General features: G+C 54.3%; 21 protein-coding genes. 9 read left to right on the top strand and 12 right to left on the bottom strand.

What is annotated here, in order from left to right:
* Positions 1-28: 28 nt before the first annotated feature.
* Positions 29-247, top strand: a complete 219-nt coding sequence (locus KHQ28_RS09290) for a zinc ribbon domain-containing protein (RefSeq protein ID WP_004144303.1) — start codon at positions 29-31, stop codon at positions 245-247.
* Here the strand turns inward: KHQ28_RS09290 and xseA are convergent.
* Positions 231-1,622: an exodeoxyribonuclease VII large subunit gene (xseA, locus tag KHQ28_RS09285; RefSeq protein WP_032418523.1), complete on the bottom strand. Its 1,392-nt coding sequence runs from the start codon at positions 1,620-1,622 to the stop codon at positions 231-233. The two genes, KHQ28_RS09290 and xseA, sit on opposite strands and share 17 nt — an antisense overlap.
* Before the next feature lie 158 nt (positions 1,623-1,780).
* Between xseA and guaB the strand changes: the two genes are divergently transcribed.
* The 3 genes from guaB (at position 1,781) to KHQ28_RS09270 (ending at position 6,337) form a co-directional block, all read left to right on the top strand.
* Positions 1,781-3,247, top strand: a complete 1,467-nt coding sequence (guaB, locus tag KHQ28_RS09280) for an IMP dehydrogenase (protein ID WP_032418525.1) — start codon at positions 1,781-1,783, stop codon at positions 3,245-3,247.
* Between the two features lie 67 nt (positions 3,248-3,314).
* Positions 3,315-4,892, top strand: a complete 1,578-nt coding sequence (guaA, locus tag KHQ28_RS09275; RefSeq protein WP_004151979.1) for a glutamine-hydrolyzing GMP synthase — start codon at positions 3,315-3,317, stop codon at positions 4,890-4,892.
* Between the two features lie 191 nt (positions 4,893-5,083).
* Positions 5,084-6,337, top strand: a complete 1,254-nt coding sequence (locus tag KHQ28_RS09270; RefSeq protein WP_032418526.1) for a site-specific integrase — start codon at positions 5,084-5,086, stop codon at positions 6,335-6,337.
* 261 nt (positions 6,338-6,598) lie between these two features.
* Here the strand turns inward: KHQ28_RS09270 and KHQ28_RS09265 are convergent, their stop codons facing one another.
* The 11 genes from KHQ28_RS09265 to KHQ28_RS09215 all read right to left on the bottom strand — a co-directional run bounded on the left by KHQ28_RS09265 (position 6,599) and on the right by KHQ28_RS09215 (position 12,388).
* Positions 6,599-7,261: a metallophosphoesterase gene (locus tag KHQ28_RS09265; protein WP_032418527.1), complete on the bottom strand. Its 663-nt coding sequence runs from the start codon at positions 7,259-7,261 to the stop codon at positions 6,599-6,601.
* Positions 7,258-7,860 carry an MT-A70 family methyltransferase gene (locus KHQ28_RS09260; RefSeq protein ID WP_032418529.1) on the bottom strand — a complete coding sequence of 201 codons (603 nt, stop codon included), beginning with the start codon at positions 7,858-7,860 and terminating at the stop codon, positions 7,258-7,260. The genes KHQ28_RS09265 and KHQ28_RS09260 overlap by 4 nt, the downstream gene beginning before the upstream one ends.
* Entirely contained in the window at positions 7,857-8,363 is a 507-nt protein-coding gene (locus KHQ28_RS09255) for a hypothetical protein (RefSeq protein WP_023285452.1), read from the bottom strand. The genes KHQ28_RS09260 and KHQ28_RS09255 overlap by 4 nt, the downstream gene beginning before the upstream one ends.
* Entirely contained in the window at positions 8,360-8,518 is a 159-nt protein-coding gene (locus tag KHQ28_RS09250; protein WP_009485474.1) for a DUF1317 family protein, read from the bottom strand. Before KHQ28_RS09250 ends, KHQ28_RS09255 begins: the two co-directional genes overlap by 4 nt.
* Positions 8,511-8,804 carry a PerC family transcriptional regulator gene (locus KHQ28_RS09245; RefSeq protein WP_009485475.1) on the bottom strand — a complete coding sequence of 98 codons (294 nt, stop codon included), beginning with the start codon at positions 8,802-8,804 and terminating at the stop codon, positions 8,511-8,513. Before KHQ28_RS09245 ends, KHQ28_RS09250 begins: the two co-directional genes overlap by 8 nt.
* A 109-nt stretch (positions 8,805-8,913) precedes the next feature.
* Positions 8,914-9,162 (bottom strand): AlpA family transcriptional regulator, encoded by a 249-nt coding sequence (locus KHQ28_RS09240; protein WP_004144294.1) that lies wholly within the window; start codon positions 9,160-9,162, stop codon positions 8,914-8,916.
* Positions 9,163-9,212: 50 nt separating this feature from the next.
* A complete protein-coding gene (recT, locus tag KHQ28_RS09235) occupies positions 9,213-10,235 on the bottom strand; it encodes a recombination protein RecT (protein WP_032418530.1) in 1,023 nt (340 codons plus the stop codon).
* Between the two features lie 9 nt (positions 10,236-10,244).
* Positions 10,245-11,144: a YqaJ viral recombinase family protein gene (locus tag KHQ28_RS09230; RefSeq protein WP_004144292.1), complete on the bottom strand. Its 900-nt coding sequence runs from the start codon at positions 11,142-11,144 to the stop codon at positions 10,245-10,247.
* Positions 11,141-11,440: a hypothetical protein gene (locus KHQ28_RS09225; protein WP_004164029.1), complete on the bottom strand. Its 300-nt coding sequence runs from the start codon at positions 11,438-11,440 to the stop codon at positions 11,141-11,143. The genes KHQ28_RS09230 and KHQ28_RS09225 overlap by 4 nt, the downstream gene beginning before the upstream one ends.
* Complete coding sequence (locus tag KHQ28_RS09220) at positions 11,437-11,586, bottom strand: hypothetical protein (RefSeq protein ID WP_004164037.1); 150 nt, start codon at positions 11,584-11,586, stop codon at positions 11,437-11,439. The genes KHQ28_RS09225 and KHQ28_RS09220 overlap by 4 nt, the downstream gene beginning before the upstream one ends.
* Positions 11,587-11,806: 220 nt before the next feature.
* A complete protein-coding gene (locus tag KHQ28_RS09215; RefSeq protein WP_211777593.1) occupies positions 11,807-12,388 on the bottom strand; it encodes a helix-turn-helix transcriptional regulator in 582 nt (193 codons plus the stop codon).
* Between the two features lie 154 nt (positions 12,389-12,542).
* Between KHQ28_RS09215 and KHQ28_RS09210 the strand changes: the two genes are divergently transcribed.
* The 5 genes from KHQ28_RS09210 to KHQ28_RS09190 all read left to right on the top strand — a co-directional run bounded on the left by KHQ28_RS09210 (position 12,543) and on the right by KHQ28_RS09190 (position 15,148).
* Positions 12,543-12,776 (top strand): hypothetical protein, encoded by a 234-nt coding sequence (locus KHQ28_RS09210; protein ID WP_004152538.1) that lies wholly within the window; start codon positions 12,543-12,545, stop codon positions 12,774-12,776.
* Positions 12,777-12,922: 146 nt separating this feature from the next.
* A complete protein-coding gene (locus tag KHQ28_RS09205) occupies positions 12,923-13,132 on the top strand; it encodes a hypothetical protein (protein ID WP_004152537.1) in 210 nt (69 codons plus the stop codon).
* Positions 13,132-13,899 carry a DnaT-like ssDNA-binding domain-containing protein gene (locus KHQ28_RS09200; RefSeq protein ID WP_004207253.1) on the top strand — a complete coding sequence of 256 codons (768 nt, stop codon included), beginning with the start codon at positions 13,132-13,134 and terminating at the stop codon, positions 13,897-13,899. The genes KHQ28_RS09205 and KHQ28_RS09200 overlap by 1 nt, the downstream gene beginning before the upstream one ends.
* Positions 13,896-14,681: a replication protein P gene (locus tag KHQ28_RS09195; protein ID WP_032418532.1), complete on the top strand. Its 786-nt coding sequence runs from the start codon at positions 13,896-13,898 to the stop codon at positions 14,679-14,681. The genes KHQ28_RS09200 and KHQ28_RS09195 overlap by 4 nt, the downstream gene beginning before the upstream one ends.
* Before the next feature lie 119 nt (positions 14,682-14,800).
* Complete coding sequence (locus KHQ28_RS09190; RefSeq protein WP_032418534.1) at positions 14,801-15,148, top strand: DUF1064 domain-containing protein; 348 nt, start codon at positions 14,801-14,803, stop codon at positions 15,146-15,148.
* Positions 15,149-15,170 lie beyond the last annotated feature (22 nt).

Below are 15,170 nucleotides of genomic sequence, written 5' to 3'. Positions count from 1 at the left end.
GTGCAGATAAACGTTGAAAGGAATGGTTATGGAACTTGATTGCCCTCTGTGCCACGCGCCGTTAGATGTCAAAGGCAGTAGCGCGCATTGCGCCCAGTGCGAAAGGGTATTTACCCTTGAGGCCCGCTGCCCGGAATGCCACCAGCCGCTGGAGGTGCTGAAGGCGTGCGGCGCGGTGGATTACTTTTGCCAGCATGGGCATGGCCTTATCTCGAAAAAACGGGTGGAATTTATTCCGCTGGTTTAGTGGGCGAAGGCTTTCTGGCCCGCGTTTTTTTCACCGGCGCGATCTGCTTCACTTCGCTTTCGACCCAGCCGTCTTTCAGGCGGGTGGTGAGCAGATCGCCGGTTTTGACCTGTTTTGTCTGCTTCAGCACCGTACCGTCGCTCACCGAGGTGACGCTGTAGCCCCGCGCCAGGGTGGCTAAGGGGCTCACCGCCTCCAGATGGGTCACCGCGTTGCCAAACCGTTCACGCCGCTCGCTGAGGCGGCCACGCATAATTTCCGCCAGCCGGTATTCCAGCTGCTGGATCCGCGACTGCGCGCGGTGGATCCGCGGCTGCGGGTTGTAGTGATTCAGACGCTGAACGGTGCGCTTTTGCCGCTGTTCTGCGCGCTTAAGCTGTGACTCCACGGCGATACGCATCCGCTGGCGCAGGCGTTCCAGGGTGGTCTGCTGGCGGGCCAAGCGCAGCTGTGGATGCTGTTGCTGCAGGCGATGGAACAGCTGGGTAAAACGGCGCTGGCGACTGGCGAGGAAATAGTCCATCGCCATCTCCAGCCGCTGCTGTCCGGACTGCAGCTGGCGCAGCAGCTCCTGCTGGTTGCGGCTGACGATTTCCGCGGCGGCTGAGGGAGTCGGTGCCCGCAGGTCGGCAACAAAATCAGCGATCGTGACGTCGGTTTCATGGCCGACGGCGCTGACGATAGGGATCTGGCTGGCGAAAATAGCCCGCGCCACCCGCTCATCGTTAAAACTCCACAGATCCTCCAGCGAACCGCCGCCGCGTCCGACAATCAGTACGTCACACTCCTGGCGCGCGTTGGCCAGCGCGATGGCGCGCACAATCTGCCCGGGGGCGTCGTCACCCTGGACCGCGGTTGGGTAGATGATCACCGGCAGCCCGGGATCGCGGCGCCTGAGGACATGGAGAATATCGTGCAGCGCGGCACCGGTTTTCGAGGTGATGACGCCGACGCAGTGGGCGGGAGAGGGGAGCGCCTGCTTATGTTTTTGCTCGAACAGTCCTTCCGCCGTTAACTGCGCTTTCAGCTGCTCATACTTCTGCTGCAGCAACCCTTCGCCGGCGGGCTGCATGCTTTCGACGATAATCTGGTAGTCGCCGCGCGGCTCATACAGCGTGATGTTGGCGCGAACCAGCACCTGCTGCCCGTGCTGCGGGCGGAACGTGACCCGGCGGTTGCTGTTGCGGAACATCGCGCAGCGCACCTGGGCGTTATCGTCTTTTAAGGTGAAGTACCAGTGGCCGGAAGAGGGCTGGCTGAAGTTAGAGATCTCGCCGCTGATCCAAACCTGGCCCATTTCGCGCTCAAGCAGCAGACGCACCGTCTGATTGAGGCGGCTTACGGTAAAAATTGCGGGGGATTGAGAGGGTAACATGTGAGCAAGATCAAACTTTAAATCAGCAGGTTATTCAGTCGATAGTAACGCGCTCAGAGGGGATGGCAAGTATTATTTGCAAAAAAGGGTAGATGCAATCGGTTACGCTCTGTATAATGCCACGGCAATATTTATCCACCCTGGTCGAGATATTGCCCATGCTACGTATCGCTAAAGAAGCCCTGACGTTTGACGACGTCCTCCTCGTTCCCGCTCATTCTACCGTTCTGCCGAATACTGCCGATCTCAGCACTCAGCTGACGAAAACCATTCGTCTGAATATTCCTATGCTCTCCGCAGCCATGGATACCGTAACGGAAGCGCGTCTGGCTATTGCCCTGGCACAGGAAGGCGGCATCGGCTTTATTCACAAAAACATGTCCATCGAGCGCCAGGCTGAAGAAGTTCGTCGCGTGAAGAAACATGAGTCCGGCGTGGTCACCGACCCGCAGACCGTTCTGCCGACGACCACTCTGCGTGAAGTGAAAGAGCTGACCGAGCGCAACGGTTTCGCCGGCTACCCGGTGGTTACCGAAGAAAACGAGCTGGTTGGCATCATCACCGGCCGCGACGTGCGTTTCGTCACCGATCTGAACCAGCCGGTCAGCGTCTACATGACGCCGAAAGAGCGTCTGGTCACCGTTCGTGAAGGCGAAAGCCGTGAAGTGGTCTTCGCTAAGATGCACGAAAAACGCGTTGAGAAAGCGCTGGTCGTGGATGATAGCTTCCACCTGCGCGGCATGATCACCGTCAAAGACTTCCAGAAAGCAGAACGTAAACCGAACGCCTGTAAAGATGAGCAGGGCCGTCTGCGCGTAGGCGCGGCGGTCGGCGCCGGGGCTGGCAACGAAGAGCGCGTAGACGCGTTGGTAGCGGCAGGCGTTGATGTTCTGCTGATCGACTCCTCGCACGGTCACTCAGAAGGCGTTCTGCAGCGTATCCGTGAAACGCGCGCGAAATATCCTGACCTGCAGATCATCGGCGGCAACGTCGCCACTGGCGCAGGCGCGCGCGCGCTGGCGGAAGCCGGCTGCAGCGCGGTGAAAGTGGGCATCGGCCCGGGCTCCATCTGTACTACCCGTATCGTCACCGGCGTGGGTGTGCCGCAGATCACTGCTGTTTCCGACGCGGTGGAAGCGCTGGAAGGGACCGGTATTCCGGTTATCGCTGACGGCGGTATCCGTTTCTCCGGCGATATCGCCAAAGCGATCGCCGCCGGTGCGGCGGCGGTGATGGTTGGCTCCATGCTGGCGGGTACCGAAGAGTCCCCGGGTGAAATCGAACTCTATCAGGGTCGCTCTTACAAATCCTACCGCGGGATGGGCTCCCTTGGCGCGATGTCCAAAGGCTCCTCTGATCGCTATTTCCAGAGCGATAACGCCGCTGACAAACTGGTGCCGGAAGGTATCGAAGGCCGCGTGGCCTATAAAGGCCGCCTGAAAGAGATCATTCACCAGCAGATGGGCGGTCTGCGTTCCTGTATGGGTCTGACCGGCTGTGGTACCATTGACCTGCTGCGTACCAAAGCTGAATTCGTACGCATCAGCGGTGCGGGCATTCAGGAAAGCCACGTTCACGACGTGACCATCACCAAAGAGTCCCCGAACTACCGTCTGGGCTCCTGATTTCTTCGCCCGACCTTGCGTCGGGCGATTTATTTACTCTGTTTCACTTGCCTCGGAATTAGCGTCAATGACGGAAAACATTCATAAACATCGCATCCTCATCCTCGACTTCGGGTCTCAGTATACTCAGCTGGTGGCGCGTCGCGTGCGTGAGCTGGGCGTCTACTGTGAGCTGTGGGCATGGGATGTCACGGAAGCACAGATCCGCGAATTTAATCCAAGCGGCATCATTCTTTCCGGCGGCCCGGAAAGCACCACCGAAGAGAACAGCCCGCGCGCGCCGCAGTATGTGTTCGAAGCCGGCGTGCCGGTATTTGGCGTCTGCTACGGCATGCAGACCATGGCGATGCAGCTGGGCGGCCATGTAGAAGGTTCTAACGAGCGTGAGTTTGGTTACGCGCAGGTTGAAGTGGTTAACGACAGCGCGCTGGTGCGCGGTATCGAAGATTCCCTGACCGCAGACGGCAAACCGCTGCTGGACGTGTGGATGAGCCACGGCGACAAAGTGACCGCCATCCCAGCGGACTTCGTAACCGTCGCCAGCACCGACAACTGCCCGTTCGCCATTATGGCCAACGAAGAAAAACGCTTCTACGGCGTGCAGTTCCACCCGGAAGTGACCCACACCCGTCAGGGAATGCGTATGCTGGAGCGCTTCGTGCGCGACATCTGCCAGTGCGAAGCGCTGTGGACCCCGGCGAAAATCATTGACGACGCCGTTGAGCGTATCCGTCAGCAGGTTGGCGACGACAAAGTGATCCTCGGTCTCTCCGGCGGTGTGGACTCTTCGGTGACCGCGATGCTGCTGCACCGCGCTATCGGCAAAAACCTGACCTGCGTATTCGTGGACAACGGTCTGCTGCGCCTGAACGAAGCGCAGCAGGTGATGGAGATGTTCGGCGACCACTTTGGCCTGAACATTGTTCACGTTGAAGGCGAGCAGCGTTTCCTCGACGCGCTGGCGGGTGAAAGCGATCCTGAAGCGAAGCGTAAAATTATCGGTCGCGTTTTCGTGGAAGTGTTCGACGAAGAAGCGCTGAAGCTGGACGACGTCAAATGGCTGGCGCAGGGTACCATCTACCCTGACGTTATCGAGTCTGCTGCTTCCGCCACCGGTAAAGCGCACGTCATCAAATCTCACCACAACGTGGGTGGCCTGCCGAAAGAGATGAAGATGGGCCTGGTTGAGCCGCTGCGTGAGCTGTTCAAAGACGAAGTACGTAAGATCGGCCTGGAACTGGGCCTGCCGTACGACATGCTCTACCGTCACCCGTTCCCGGGCCCCGGCCTTGGCGTGCGCGTGCTGGGCGAAGTGAAGAAAGAGTACTGCGACCTGCTGCGTCGTGCGGACGCTATCTTCATCGAAGAGCTGCACAAAGCTGACCTGTATAACAAAGTCAGCCAGGCGTTCACTGTGTTCCTGCCGGTTCGTTCCGTCGGCGTGATGGGCGATGGCCGTAAATACGACTGGGTGGTTTCCCTGCGTGCGGTGGAAACCATCGACTTCATGACCGCGCACTGGGCACACCTGCCGTATGATTTCCTCGGCCGCGTCTCCAACCGTATCATCAATGAAGTGAACGGTATCTCCCGCGTGGTGTATGACATCAGCGGCAAGCCGCCAGCAACGATTGAGTGGGAATGATTAACGGCTACCTTATAGCTAATCATATCTACTCAAATCGAAATGTAACCCTCTGTTTTTACAGAGGGTTTTTCTTTATATCACTTCAACACTATTCACTCTATCTCACATTTTTTGACGGTATACCTGACGGTATTACCATTACGGTATACTCTCGTACCGTCAGAAAAATGATGCATCACGGGTGAAATGTGCTTACCGATACCAAACTAAAAAACCTGAAACCGCAGGGCAAAATGTACAAGGTCTCCGATCGCGACGGTCTATACGTAGCCGTGCTGATCTCAGGCACCATCTCGTTTCGTTACGATTACCGCATCAACGGCCGCCGGGAGACGCTGGTTATCGGTCAGTATGGTCGTGACGGTATCACGCTGGCAGAAGCCAGGGATGAACTGATAGCCGCTAAAAAGCTGCTGAACGCAGGCCAATCGCCGGCTGCGGCTAAACGTGACGGTATCAAACGGATCCGCGGCGCAGAAACATTTACGGTACATACCGACGCCTACATGAAACATGTGGTCCTGGCTGACAGCACGCGGGCTATGAAGCAATCAGTAATCGACCGGGATATTTTGCCTGTTCTCGGAAACAAAATGATGTCCGAGATAACGACCCCTATGGTGCGTGATCTTTGCGATCGCATAGTCGAGCGCGGCGGACGTGCGACGGCGGTGCAGGCGCGCGAAATAATTAGCAGCGTGTACCGGTACGCCAATGACCGCGGGCACGGGTTATTCAACCCGGCCGCAGATATCAAACCTTCTGCGATCGCCATGTTTAAACCGCGTGACCGTTGCCTGCAGCCGGAAGAAATCGGCGTGCTGTTCAGGTCGCTCGACATCGTCAGCACGTTGCCAACTTTAAAACTGGCGGTAAAGCTCATCCTGATCACGATGGTGCGCAAAACCGAGTTCATCATGGCGACGTGGAAAGAGGTGGATTTCAGCAAAGGAACCTGGACGATCCCATCTGACAGGATGAAGGGGAGCCGGTCGCACGTCATCTACCTGCCGCCTCAGGCGCAGGATCTGATGGTAGGCCTGCAGATGTGCGCAGGCGGGAGTGACTATCTGTTGCCAGGTCGCTACAGCACCAGTAAGCCGCTATCCAATGCCGCTCTGAACTCAGTCATCGATCGCGCGGTTGCTGCGGCAGCGGATGCCGGGGAGAGCCTGCAACCTCTCACGGTGCACGACCTGCGGCGCACAGCGAGCACGCTTTTGCATGAAGCTGGATTCCCGTCAGACTGGATAGAGAAGGCGCTTGCGCATGAACAGAAGGGCGTGAGGGCTGTTTATAACAAGGCTGAGTATGCAGATGGCCGTACTTATATGCTTCAGCAGTGGGCTGACATGATCGACATGTGGATAGCCGGGGAAAACACCGATCTGGTGCCGTTCTCTCCGGCTAAGTATGAGAGGTGGATGGAGAAAGGTGATTAATCACGCGGTTTGCTTCACCTTCTTCCCTGATGGTTGCGCCGACCGTCGACGCTCACTGCTACGGATAAGCTGCTGCGCGCCATCATCGCCGGGGCCGCGATTATTGCCTAGGGCGCGCATCACGCTTTCACGTTCGTAGCGTTCGATATCACTGCGCTTCACGGCTCACCTCCCACCCGCGCATGTTAATCCACTGGCTGACGCATACCAGCGCCACCAGTACGCCGTAACCAATGCACCAGGCTGCGATCTGATGGTCTGTCATAGCGCCTCCCCGATATTGACCAATGTTAAATTTCCGCAGAATACGGCACCGGTATCGATATACATCTGGTTGGCATATGTGAGCGGATTGCGCATCGGGGTATGCCCGAAGATAAACAGGTCAGCACCATTGATTTCGCTGACATTGCCATCCATCGCATCGCTGACGCGCTCTCGATTCCAGATGACCATTTCTTCTGGGACAGGCTTATCGAATGCGTATTCATCGTGGGGGTAGTCTGCATGGCAGATGACTACTTTCCGGTCTCCGGTCACAAGTTCGATGATCAACGGCAGTCTTGCCACCTTATCCAGTAGCGGCTTCACCAGACGCTCTTTTTCGTAGTCTAGATAGAAGAACCAACTCCCTCCGTTAGCCCTCCAATGGCGCTCATGAGTAGCGCTAGCAATGCCATCTAGCATCATCTGCTCATGGTTGCCGCGAACCGCCCGGAACCACGGTTGGTTGATCAGGTCCAGGCACTCTACGTTTTCTGTACCGCGATCAACCAGGTCGCCTACGGAGATGAGCAGGTCTTTATCAGCCTCAAAGCCAACCTCATCCAGACGGTTCATCAGGTTGGTGTAGCAGCCATGCAGGTCTCCAACGACCCACACGTTACGCCAGTCATCGCCATTAATTTTTTGGTATAGGCTCATGCTGCCTGCTCCTTCTGGTTCTTGATGAATTCAGCCATGCCGGGCATCAAGTTCACCGCAGGCGCCGTGCACTGGTTACCCCACACGTCGAAACCGTGAGACGACTGGCGGGCGAAGAGTTCAATACGCGGGACATCGCCAAGCAGCTGCACCAGTTTCTCGCGGATAACGTCCGGTTTGCGCGAGTTCTCCAGGCGCGGCGCCGTGACATGCTGGCAGATTGAGGCATCCATGCGGGCAGGTAGTTTTCCGCGCACGGCAAACAGGCAGTCTTCGCTGTTCGCCCGGGTCATATGGCCCATGCCGATCGCACTGTTGCCTTTGTGCTTGTTTGTCTTGTGCCAGGTGAATCCCTTCATGGTCATCAGGCGGAATCCCCAGGCTTCCATAACTTTCAGCGCCTCTACCGGCTGAGTCGGTACCCACCACATAGCCAGAAGGCAATCGTCGGCAGCCAGTTCCCACACAGGCAGCCGGCAGATATCCAGCACATTCATTACCGGGTATTTGAAACCGGCGCCGCGGTCACCGTCGGCTGCCTTGTCGCGGTATGCCCAAGGCGGATCGCTATAAATTAGAGTGTATTTTTTAGTTGTCATGATTTTTTCCTCAACAGCTCAGCTACGCGACGAAAAGATGAAAATGATTCGATATTTCTTGAATAATCAAGAATTCTTTGTTTTCCGGTAGGGTAAATTCGTCCTGGGTAAACTTTATCTTCAGTGCGAAACTCTAAAGTTTGTTTTATTGAGCCAATGTTTTTGCAGCTGGTAAGCTCCTTTGCTGCCATGAAACCTATTTTTTCATCCTCGATCACAACAAAGGCATAAAAATCACAATATCCACATTGAGTTGCTCGTATGCTCCCTTTTCCGGTTCTGGTGCTAAATCTGTAAACATTTTTTGACTTACCGTAATCTCGCATACGAAGTGTTGATCTGACCTGTCCTCGCAATAACCTTCCTTCACTTTGGACAACGATGTCATATGGCAATCCCTGGTCTGACGGGAAACAAATAAACCCTTGTTTTGTTAATGAGAAAATTGCGTAATACTCACCACATTTCCCCATTTCGAGTTCATTGACATATCCATCAGTCATGCTGCCACCTTCTTGCTATTCAGTTGCTCCGCCAGGCGCTGAGCCTTCAGCGGGTTCTGGATAACCTGGCCGCCGGGCGCCAGCCAGCCACGCCGCACGGACGAATAAACCAGCGTGATACTGCCTACGCGAATGCTGTCGTGTGGGTTAGTCATAAATCACCCCGGCGGTTGCGCAGATCCCGGCATAGCATCCCTGGCGAAGCCGGTTCCCGCGGCCAATGCACTGATCGCGGCGTATAGCGATACGGGCCCGCTCAACCTCGCCAGTGGCTGCATCCATGCACTCAAGCCAGAGACGAGCGGCCAGGCGGTACTGGCCTTTGTTCTCGCGAGCAATAGCGCGCTGCTCGATCTCCATTGCCGCCGGCGTTACGGCGACAAGAGGGGGCGCTTTGCGCTGCGAGACATAATCCGCGTGGTATTTTTCCATCCGATTCATCGTATCCAACCCTCTCGAAAAATTACCGCCAGCAGGAACATCCAGGCGGATACGGCGGCCAGGTACAGAACCCATCCTGACCACCTTTCCCAGTACCTCGCCAGCGACGTCACGCCGCGTTACCAACCGGGCGAAATACTCGCTGCTCAACCGGAGGCTTTTTTCCAGCAAACTCCGTTGTTCCGTTCTGCTGACGTTCATCAAGCCAGCGCTCGATCTCTTCGCTGTTCCAGGCACAGCGCTTGTCTGTGATCCAGAAACGCTTAGGGAACTCCCCGTTTTTCTCCATGCGGTCGATAGTGCTCATCGATACAGGCACCACCGCCAGCAGTTCCTTTTTGCCTAATGCACCTTTCATCGTTACCTCTCTTTTTTCAGTGCGGCGCGCCCGGCGCCGCGGTGGTGGTGTTATGCAAATTCAGGACGCATATCGTTAAGCGTCGTCATGAATCCCTGGTGGTATTCATCGCCTAACTTTTTAGCCAGTGCGTTTATTTCGTCTTCTGCCCGCTTAAAAAGCGCCTTTGCATCATCCACAGAAGGATCAAGGCTGTTCAGAATGGCGCTAGCGTATTCACGTGCTTCTTCTCGATCAGATTCAGAAACTGCTGTCATGCTCTGCTGCTCATCGTCTACGACGGAATACTCACCGGTGATAACAGCTGCGTTATCCTGGCTCAGGCCGGCTTCAGCTCGTTCATCCATCACAACCGCTTTTTGCAGTTCGATAGAAACAGGCAGGTATTTAAACAGGCGACGGATCACCGTCTTTTTGGCCATCTCGTCAAAGTGGTCCACCCACGGTCCGCTGCTTCCGGCTTTGCTCAGGGCACGAACTTTCTCAACGTCTGCCCGGCTCATAACTTCGAACTGAACACCGCCATCTTTCAGGCGTGCAACGGCGTAAACATGCGTAAGTTCTCCTCGGTCACCGGTCTCGCAAGGTGAATGCTCGAGCGTTTCTTCCAGTCCGTATGAGTAACTGAATTTGTCGTTCGCATGGACTGTGCGCGCTGATATGCTCAGGATTTGACCTGACCGACGGGCGAGGTCAATCATTCCGCGATAACCAATAATCAACTGCGCTTCTGTCGATACAGTTTCCCAGCGGCCATTTACTTTCTGGCGTTTGTCGAACGGAATCAGGTATGCATGGCCAAGTGCGCCGCCCGGTTCCAGTCCGAGTTGAGCGCACTGCATAATTGCCCCGAGGAAACTGGCCTGGTCACATGCGGCCAGTTTTGGGATCTTGCGGATCTCTGTAGTAGCGATGCGCGCAAGGCGGTCGGCTGTCATGTGCTTTGGAAGAGCCAGCGCCATCTGAGCCTTAATTTTTGGATCTGCGAGCAAGCCAGCCAGAGTGGTCGGTTTATCGCTATGCTGCGCGACCTGGTTTCCTGTCGCAGCTGCCTTAAGTGCGTTGGTAGACATGTTTTCTCCTTACTTCATTCTGAATACGCGTGATGTCGTTGCTGTTTTGAATTTTTCGTAAAGGTCAGGGTGTTCTGCCTGGAATAGCTTTTGGTCAAATCGATTGCTAACCTGAGATTTCCACGTGCAGATCGGCTTACCATCCAGCGTCAGAATTGAGTTATCCTGCATATAAATCTTCAGTTTCTCTTCTGATACAGCTATTTCTGCTTCCAGCGCTTTGCAGCGTGACTTCATATCTCTAAGGTCGTTGTATAGCGACAGAGCTTTACCGTCTGCCTCAATACTGGTACCGGCGTCCTTCTCAAACATCAGCGAAATATCGCTTACGCTGGTGGCCTCCGGCGGGTTGAGGTTTATTACCCTGTCCCAGAAGGAGACTTCTTTCTCCAGGATGGCCTGGATGGTTTCTTCGTCACGCTCAACCCGATAGATACGGAAGTCGTCACCGCCGATCAGCACACCAAATACGCATACCTGTTTCCCGGTAACCATCAGCCCATGCATGGCCTGCGCCGTGTAATGCACAGGGATCGCATCTGTCTGAACCTCTCCCCATTCCTTAGCCTTGAACGGGCTAACTGTTTTGATCTCGATGTTCTCTCCGGTAGCTGCTTCTGCATCAATCTCAGCTGCGATAAAGCCGTAATCACGATGGATGTACCGGTTCCCGCGGTGGATGATTTCGAGTCCTGTTTCTTCAGCCAGCAGGTCGATTACGTATGGCTCCATACGCTGGCCACGCGTAAACACTCTCTGTTTCCCTGGATCTATTGGCTTGTTGCGTGGCTGAACTTTGTCGAGGTAAACCTCAAGCGGAGTGCGCCACGGGCTAATCCCGAGAATACCGGCGACATCACTGCCGCCGAGATACTTGGTTCTGTCCATGCTTCCAACGTTATTCATCATGCTGCGTTCCTCGCCGTATCCAGTTGGTCAGCCAGATCCCACTTGGCAATGATGCCGGTGAGTTCCCGCTGATACGCGGCCAGGCATTCTTCAAACTCAGAGCTCATCATCAGCTCTTCCAGGATCTCGCTGCGCACGCCTTTGCGCTCCAGTTCGTAGAATGGCTTTTGCAGTTGATGGAACTTGATCGCGTCGATAAGCTCGACGTGGCGCTCATACAGCATCTGGTTAAGCTGGTAGTCGCCGTCGATGTTGTTCATGATTTTTTTCAGGTTGTTAATCTGCTGAATGTTCACTTGCTCACCCCCATACCCATTTCCGTCTTTGCTGCCAGTTTGCTGACGAACGCCCAGCTGATTGCTTCCGGCAGCGTGCGAAACTTCCAGCTCATCAGCCCGCATGCCGTAACGCAGTACCAGCCGTTAATGATTTGCCATTGCATACACACCTCACTATTACCATTTGGTAAATATCAGGGGTATGAGAAATCCACCCGATGGTGGGTTTCTGGTAATTTAACGCCCTGTTGTTACCGTTAAGGTAATAATCTGATCAATTTATGGTTGTGTCAATAGATTTGATGAGGAAAAGTTTACCATTTTGGTAAGTGCATGAGGCGCGGGGAGTTATCCCACCGGCAGGAGTGACAGGTAGGGTAGAGGTTACTGGTTCTGGCTGACGATGAACTTGATGAAGGCGGCGATCTTGTTTTTCTCTTCCTGCGGCAGCCCGGCGTATTCATGGTGGTCATAGTCAATCAGACCAGCATTACCAGGCGGCAGGATCAGCTCATATGCATCGCGGCCGAACGCCCTGGCGATAGCCGACAGTACGCCAATGCTGGTGGAACCTTCGCAGTTCAGGATGCGATTTACGGTCGCCTGGCCGATACCGGCCGCTTCCGAAACCTTTTTCTCTGAGTTCAGATCCGGATGCTGTCCCATCCATACACCAAGGGTAAACGCTGCCTGCTTTTCCACACTCCATTCCTGCGGGTCGATAATCTCCGGCAGCGTCGGGGTATCTGACAGATGGTCGATATCCAGCCAGAAACGACCTTTCCCGGCGAACGACTCGATCTCGCGTGCCGCGTTGGCGCCGATATTTTTTGTCCCCTTGCCCCACCTGTTAACGAGGTTAGCTGATTTTTTGATTCTCTCGGCAAACCGGAGTTGCGTGTTATCGAAATCCTTCCGGATTATCTCATTGAGGTTGTCGCGTCTTATGTCGTAGATGCTTTTCATTTCTATTTTTTTAGCCTGAAATTGTTACCTAACTGATTAAATTTAATAGAATATTACCATAAAGGTAAACTTACCAAAAAGGTAACAGTCATTGATTTTTACACCAGATTGGTAATAATCAGGCTGTCTAAAGTTAGTCCGGGACTAAAAAAATATGAGCGATGTGCAAAAATTTGACTTCAAACGCTGCTGGCTCGACCTCTCGCCGGCTGAGCGAGAAGAGTTCGCAAGTGACGCCGGCACGACCAGCCACTACATTCAGGTTCACCTGACTGGCCGTAGAAGAATTCCACGTAAACCTCTGTTAGAAAGACTGTTTAAAGCCTGCAAATCCCGTAAGTGGATCTCCGCAAAATCCGACCTGGTCCTCTGGTTCCACGAACGTTAATCCTCAAAACTCACCCGCGCCGCCACCCCCAGGCGGCTCCTGCCTCTCCCTGTACACCAATTTGGTAATAATTATCCAAATACGGTTGATCTTTTTTTGGCTTGCTGCAAAATTACCGTAACCACAACCAGAGTGAGACAGGAACTATGGAGATCATTACTCGCGTCGAAGCGGCAAAGGCAGGACTAAAGCGCTACTACACCGGTAAGCAATGTAAGCACGGCCATGACAGTGAGCGATGGGTATACAACGGGCATTGTGTCGAATGCACCCTCGAGACTAACCGCCGCCGCCATGCTGAGATAAAACGGCTAATGCATGAGGCCTCAAAAGGTAATGCCGTGGAGGTGATCTGATGGCCCGCATTCGCACCATTAAGCCCGAGTTCTGGACCGATGAAGACATGGCAGAGGTATCAGAACCAGCCTGCTTGCTGGCTATTGGTCTGCTTAATTACGCAGATGATGAAGGCTATTTCAATGCAAACCCGAAGCTTATCAAAGCTGCAGTTTTCCCCATCCGAGAACCATCCGTTCCTATTCCGGTACTAATACGGGAGCTTTCCAACTGTGGTTATTTATCCATGTTTTCCACCCCTGATGGCAAGCATTTTGGGGTCATAACTAATTTCCTTAAACATCAGGTAGTAAATAAGCCAAAAGAAAGCAAAATCAAAGGTTTACCCCTAGTACCGTATGAGTACGGTACTGATACGGTACAAGTACCATTAGGAATGGATCAGGGATCAGGGATCAGGGAAATAAAAACCCCTCTCTCTGCGCGCGAAGTAATTCAAGTCCCTCCGGTTGTCGTTGATGGTATCGGAGAGCCAATTGGCAAATTCACCATGCATGAAAACTGGAAGCCGTCAGAGGACTTTGTCATGCGCGCCAGAACATGGGGCCATGCGCTACCAGCTGACGGTTACAAGAAATCAGACCTGATCGAATTCATCACCTACTGGATGGCAGAAGGCAATGTGATGCAACACGTGCAGTGGGAGCAGAAGTTTGCCCGGCTGCTGATGAACAGGAAAAAAAGAGCGGCAGGAAAGCGCGGTGAAAGCTCTGACGATGAAGTACCACACTGGAACAGCCCTGAAGGCTGGAAGGATTTCTTATGAGTAACGTATTCGCAGCAATTCAGAATCGTGATGCCGGCGCCCTGGCTCGCATGATGGGTCCGGACAATCACCAGGCTCAGCAAGACAATGTTGTGAACATCAGCGCAGAGAGACTTGTCGATGCCCTGTTTAAACAGCTCAAGCAACTGTTTCCGGCAGCAGAGCAGACCAACCTTAAGACCGCACAGCAGGAGACCGACGCTAAGCGCCAGTGGATCGCCGCTTTCGCCGAAGGTGGTATCCGTACCCGCGAGCAGGTATCAGCAGGAATGCGCCATGCCCGTGCCAGTGAATCACCGTTCTGGCCGTCACCAGGTCAATTCATCAAGTGGTGCAAAGACAGCAAGATGGTGCTTGGCGTGAGCATCGAAGATGTGATGGGGGAGTTTCACCGCTACGCCAAGGAGAAAAGCCTACAGCCTGGCGGACCAGAACAATTCCCGTGGCGCCACCCTGTCATGTACTGGATTGTGTGCGATACCAGGCGCGCGATGTACCAGCGTCAGTTAAGTGAGATTGAGGTTGAGAAACATGCGCGTAAGCTTCTTGACGAATGGGCATCAAAGGTCGCGGCAGGTCATCAGATACCTGATCCGATTCTGAGCATCCAGTCGAAGCCAGAGCCTATAAGCACCCCTCCAGACCCCGGTGGCAATACCTACCATCCACCAGGTCGAAGCTTCGGATGCATGCCTAACGCGGCGACACTCGGAGGTATAACCCCGGCACAGTGGCTGATGGAGGAATACCGGCGAGGGAAGGCAGCAGGACTCATCAAGTAATACCGGCGCGGAAGCGCATTTTTTTACGCCTTAATGTTTACCAAAAGGGTAATAAAATATGCGCAAGACTATTGATATTGATCCGTTTATGGTTATAAATTACCAATAAGGTAAAAATCATGCGAAAGACACTACAGGCACTTGGCCGGCTTAAAGCGGGCCAGATGAACAAAACCGAAACGGCGTATGCGCAAGAGCTTGAGCTGCGTAAGCGCTACGGGGAAATCGCCTGGTACCGGTTCGAAGGCATCAAGCTGCGTCTGGCTGACAACACGTTCTACACGCCTGACTTCGCTGTGATGCTGGCAAACGGCCAACTGGAAATGCACGAAGTGAAGGGGGGTTACTGGACCGACGATGCCAGGGTGAAAACCAAAGTCGCCGCCGACCAGTACCCATTCCGGATCATCGGAGTAACGAAGCTCCCGGCAAAAGTCGGCGGCGGGTGGAAGGTCGAAGAGTTCTAAAACAACGATCTTCATTGATATC

This window comes from Klebsiella sp. 28 (assembly GCF_018223905.1).
Lineage (GTDB): Bacteria > Pseudomonadota > Gammaproteobacteria > Enterobacterales > Enterobacteriaceae > Klebsiella > Klebsiella pneumoniae.
Note: the sequence above shows the minus strand (reverse complement) of the source record. Positions and strands in the feature narration are given on the sequence as shown.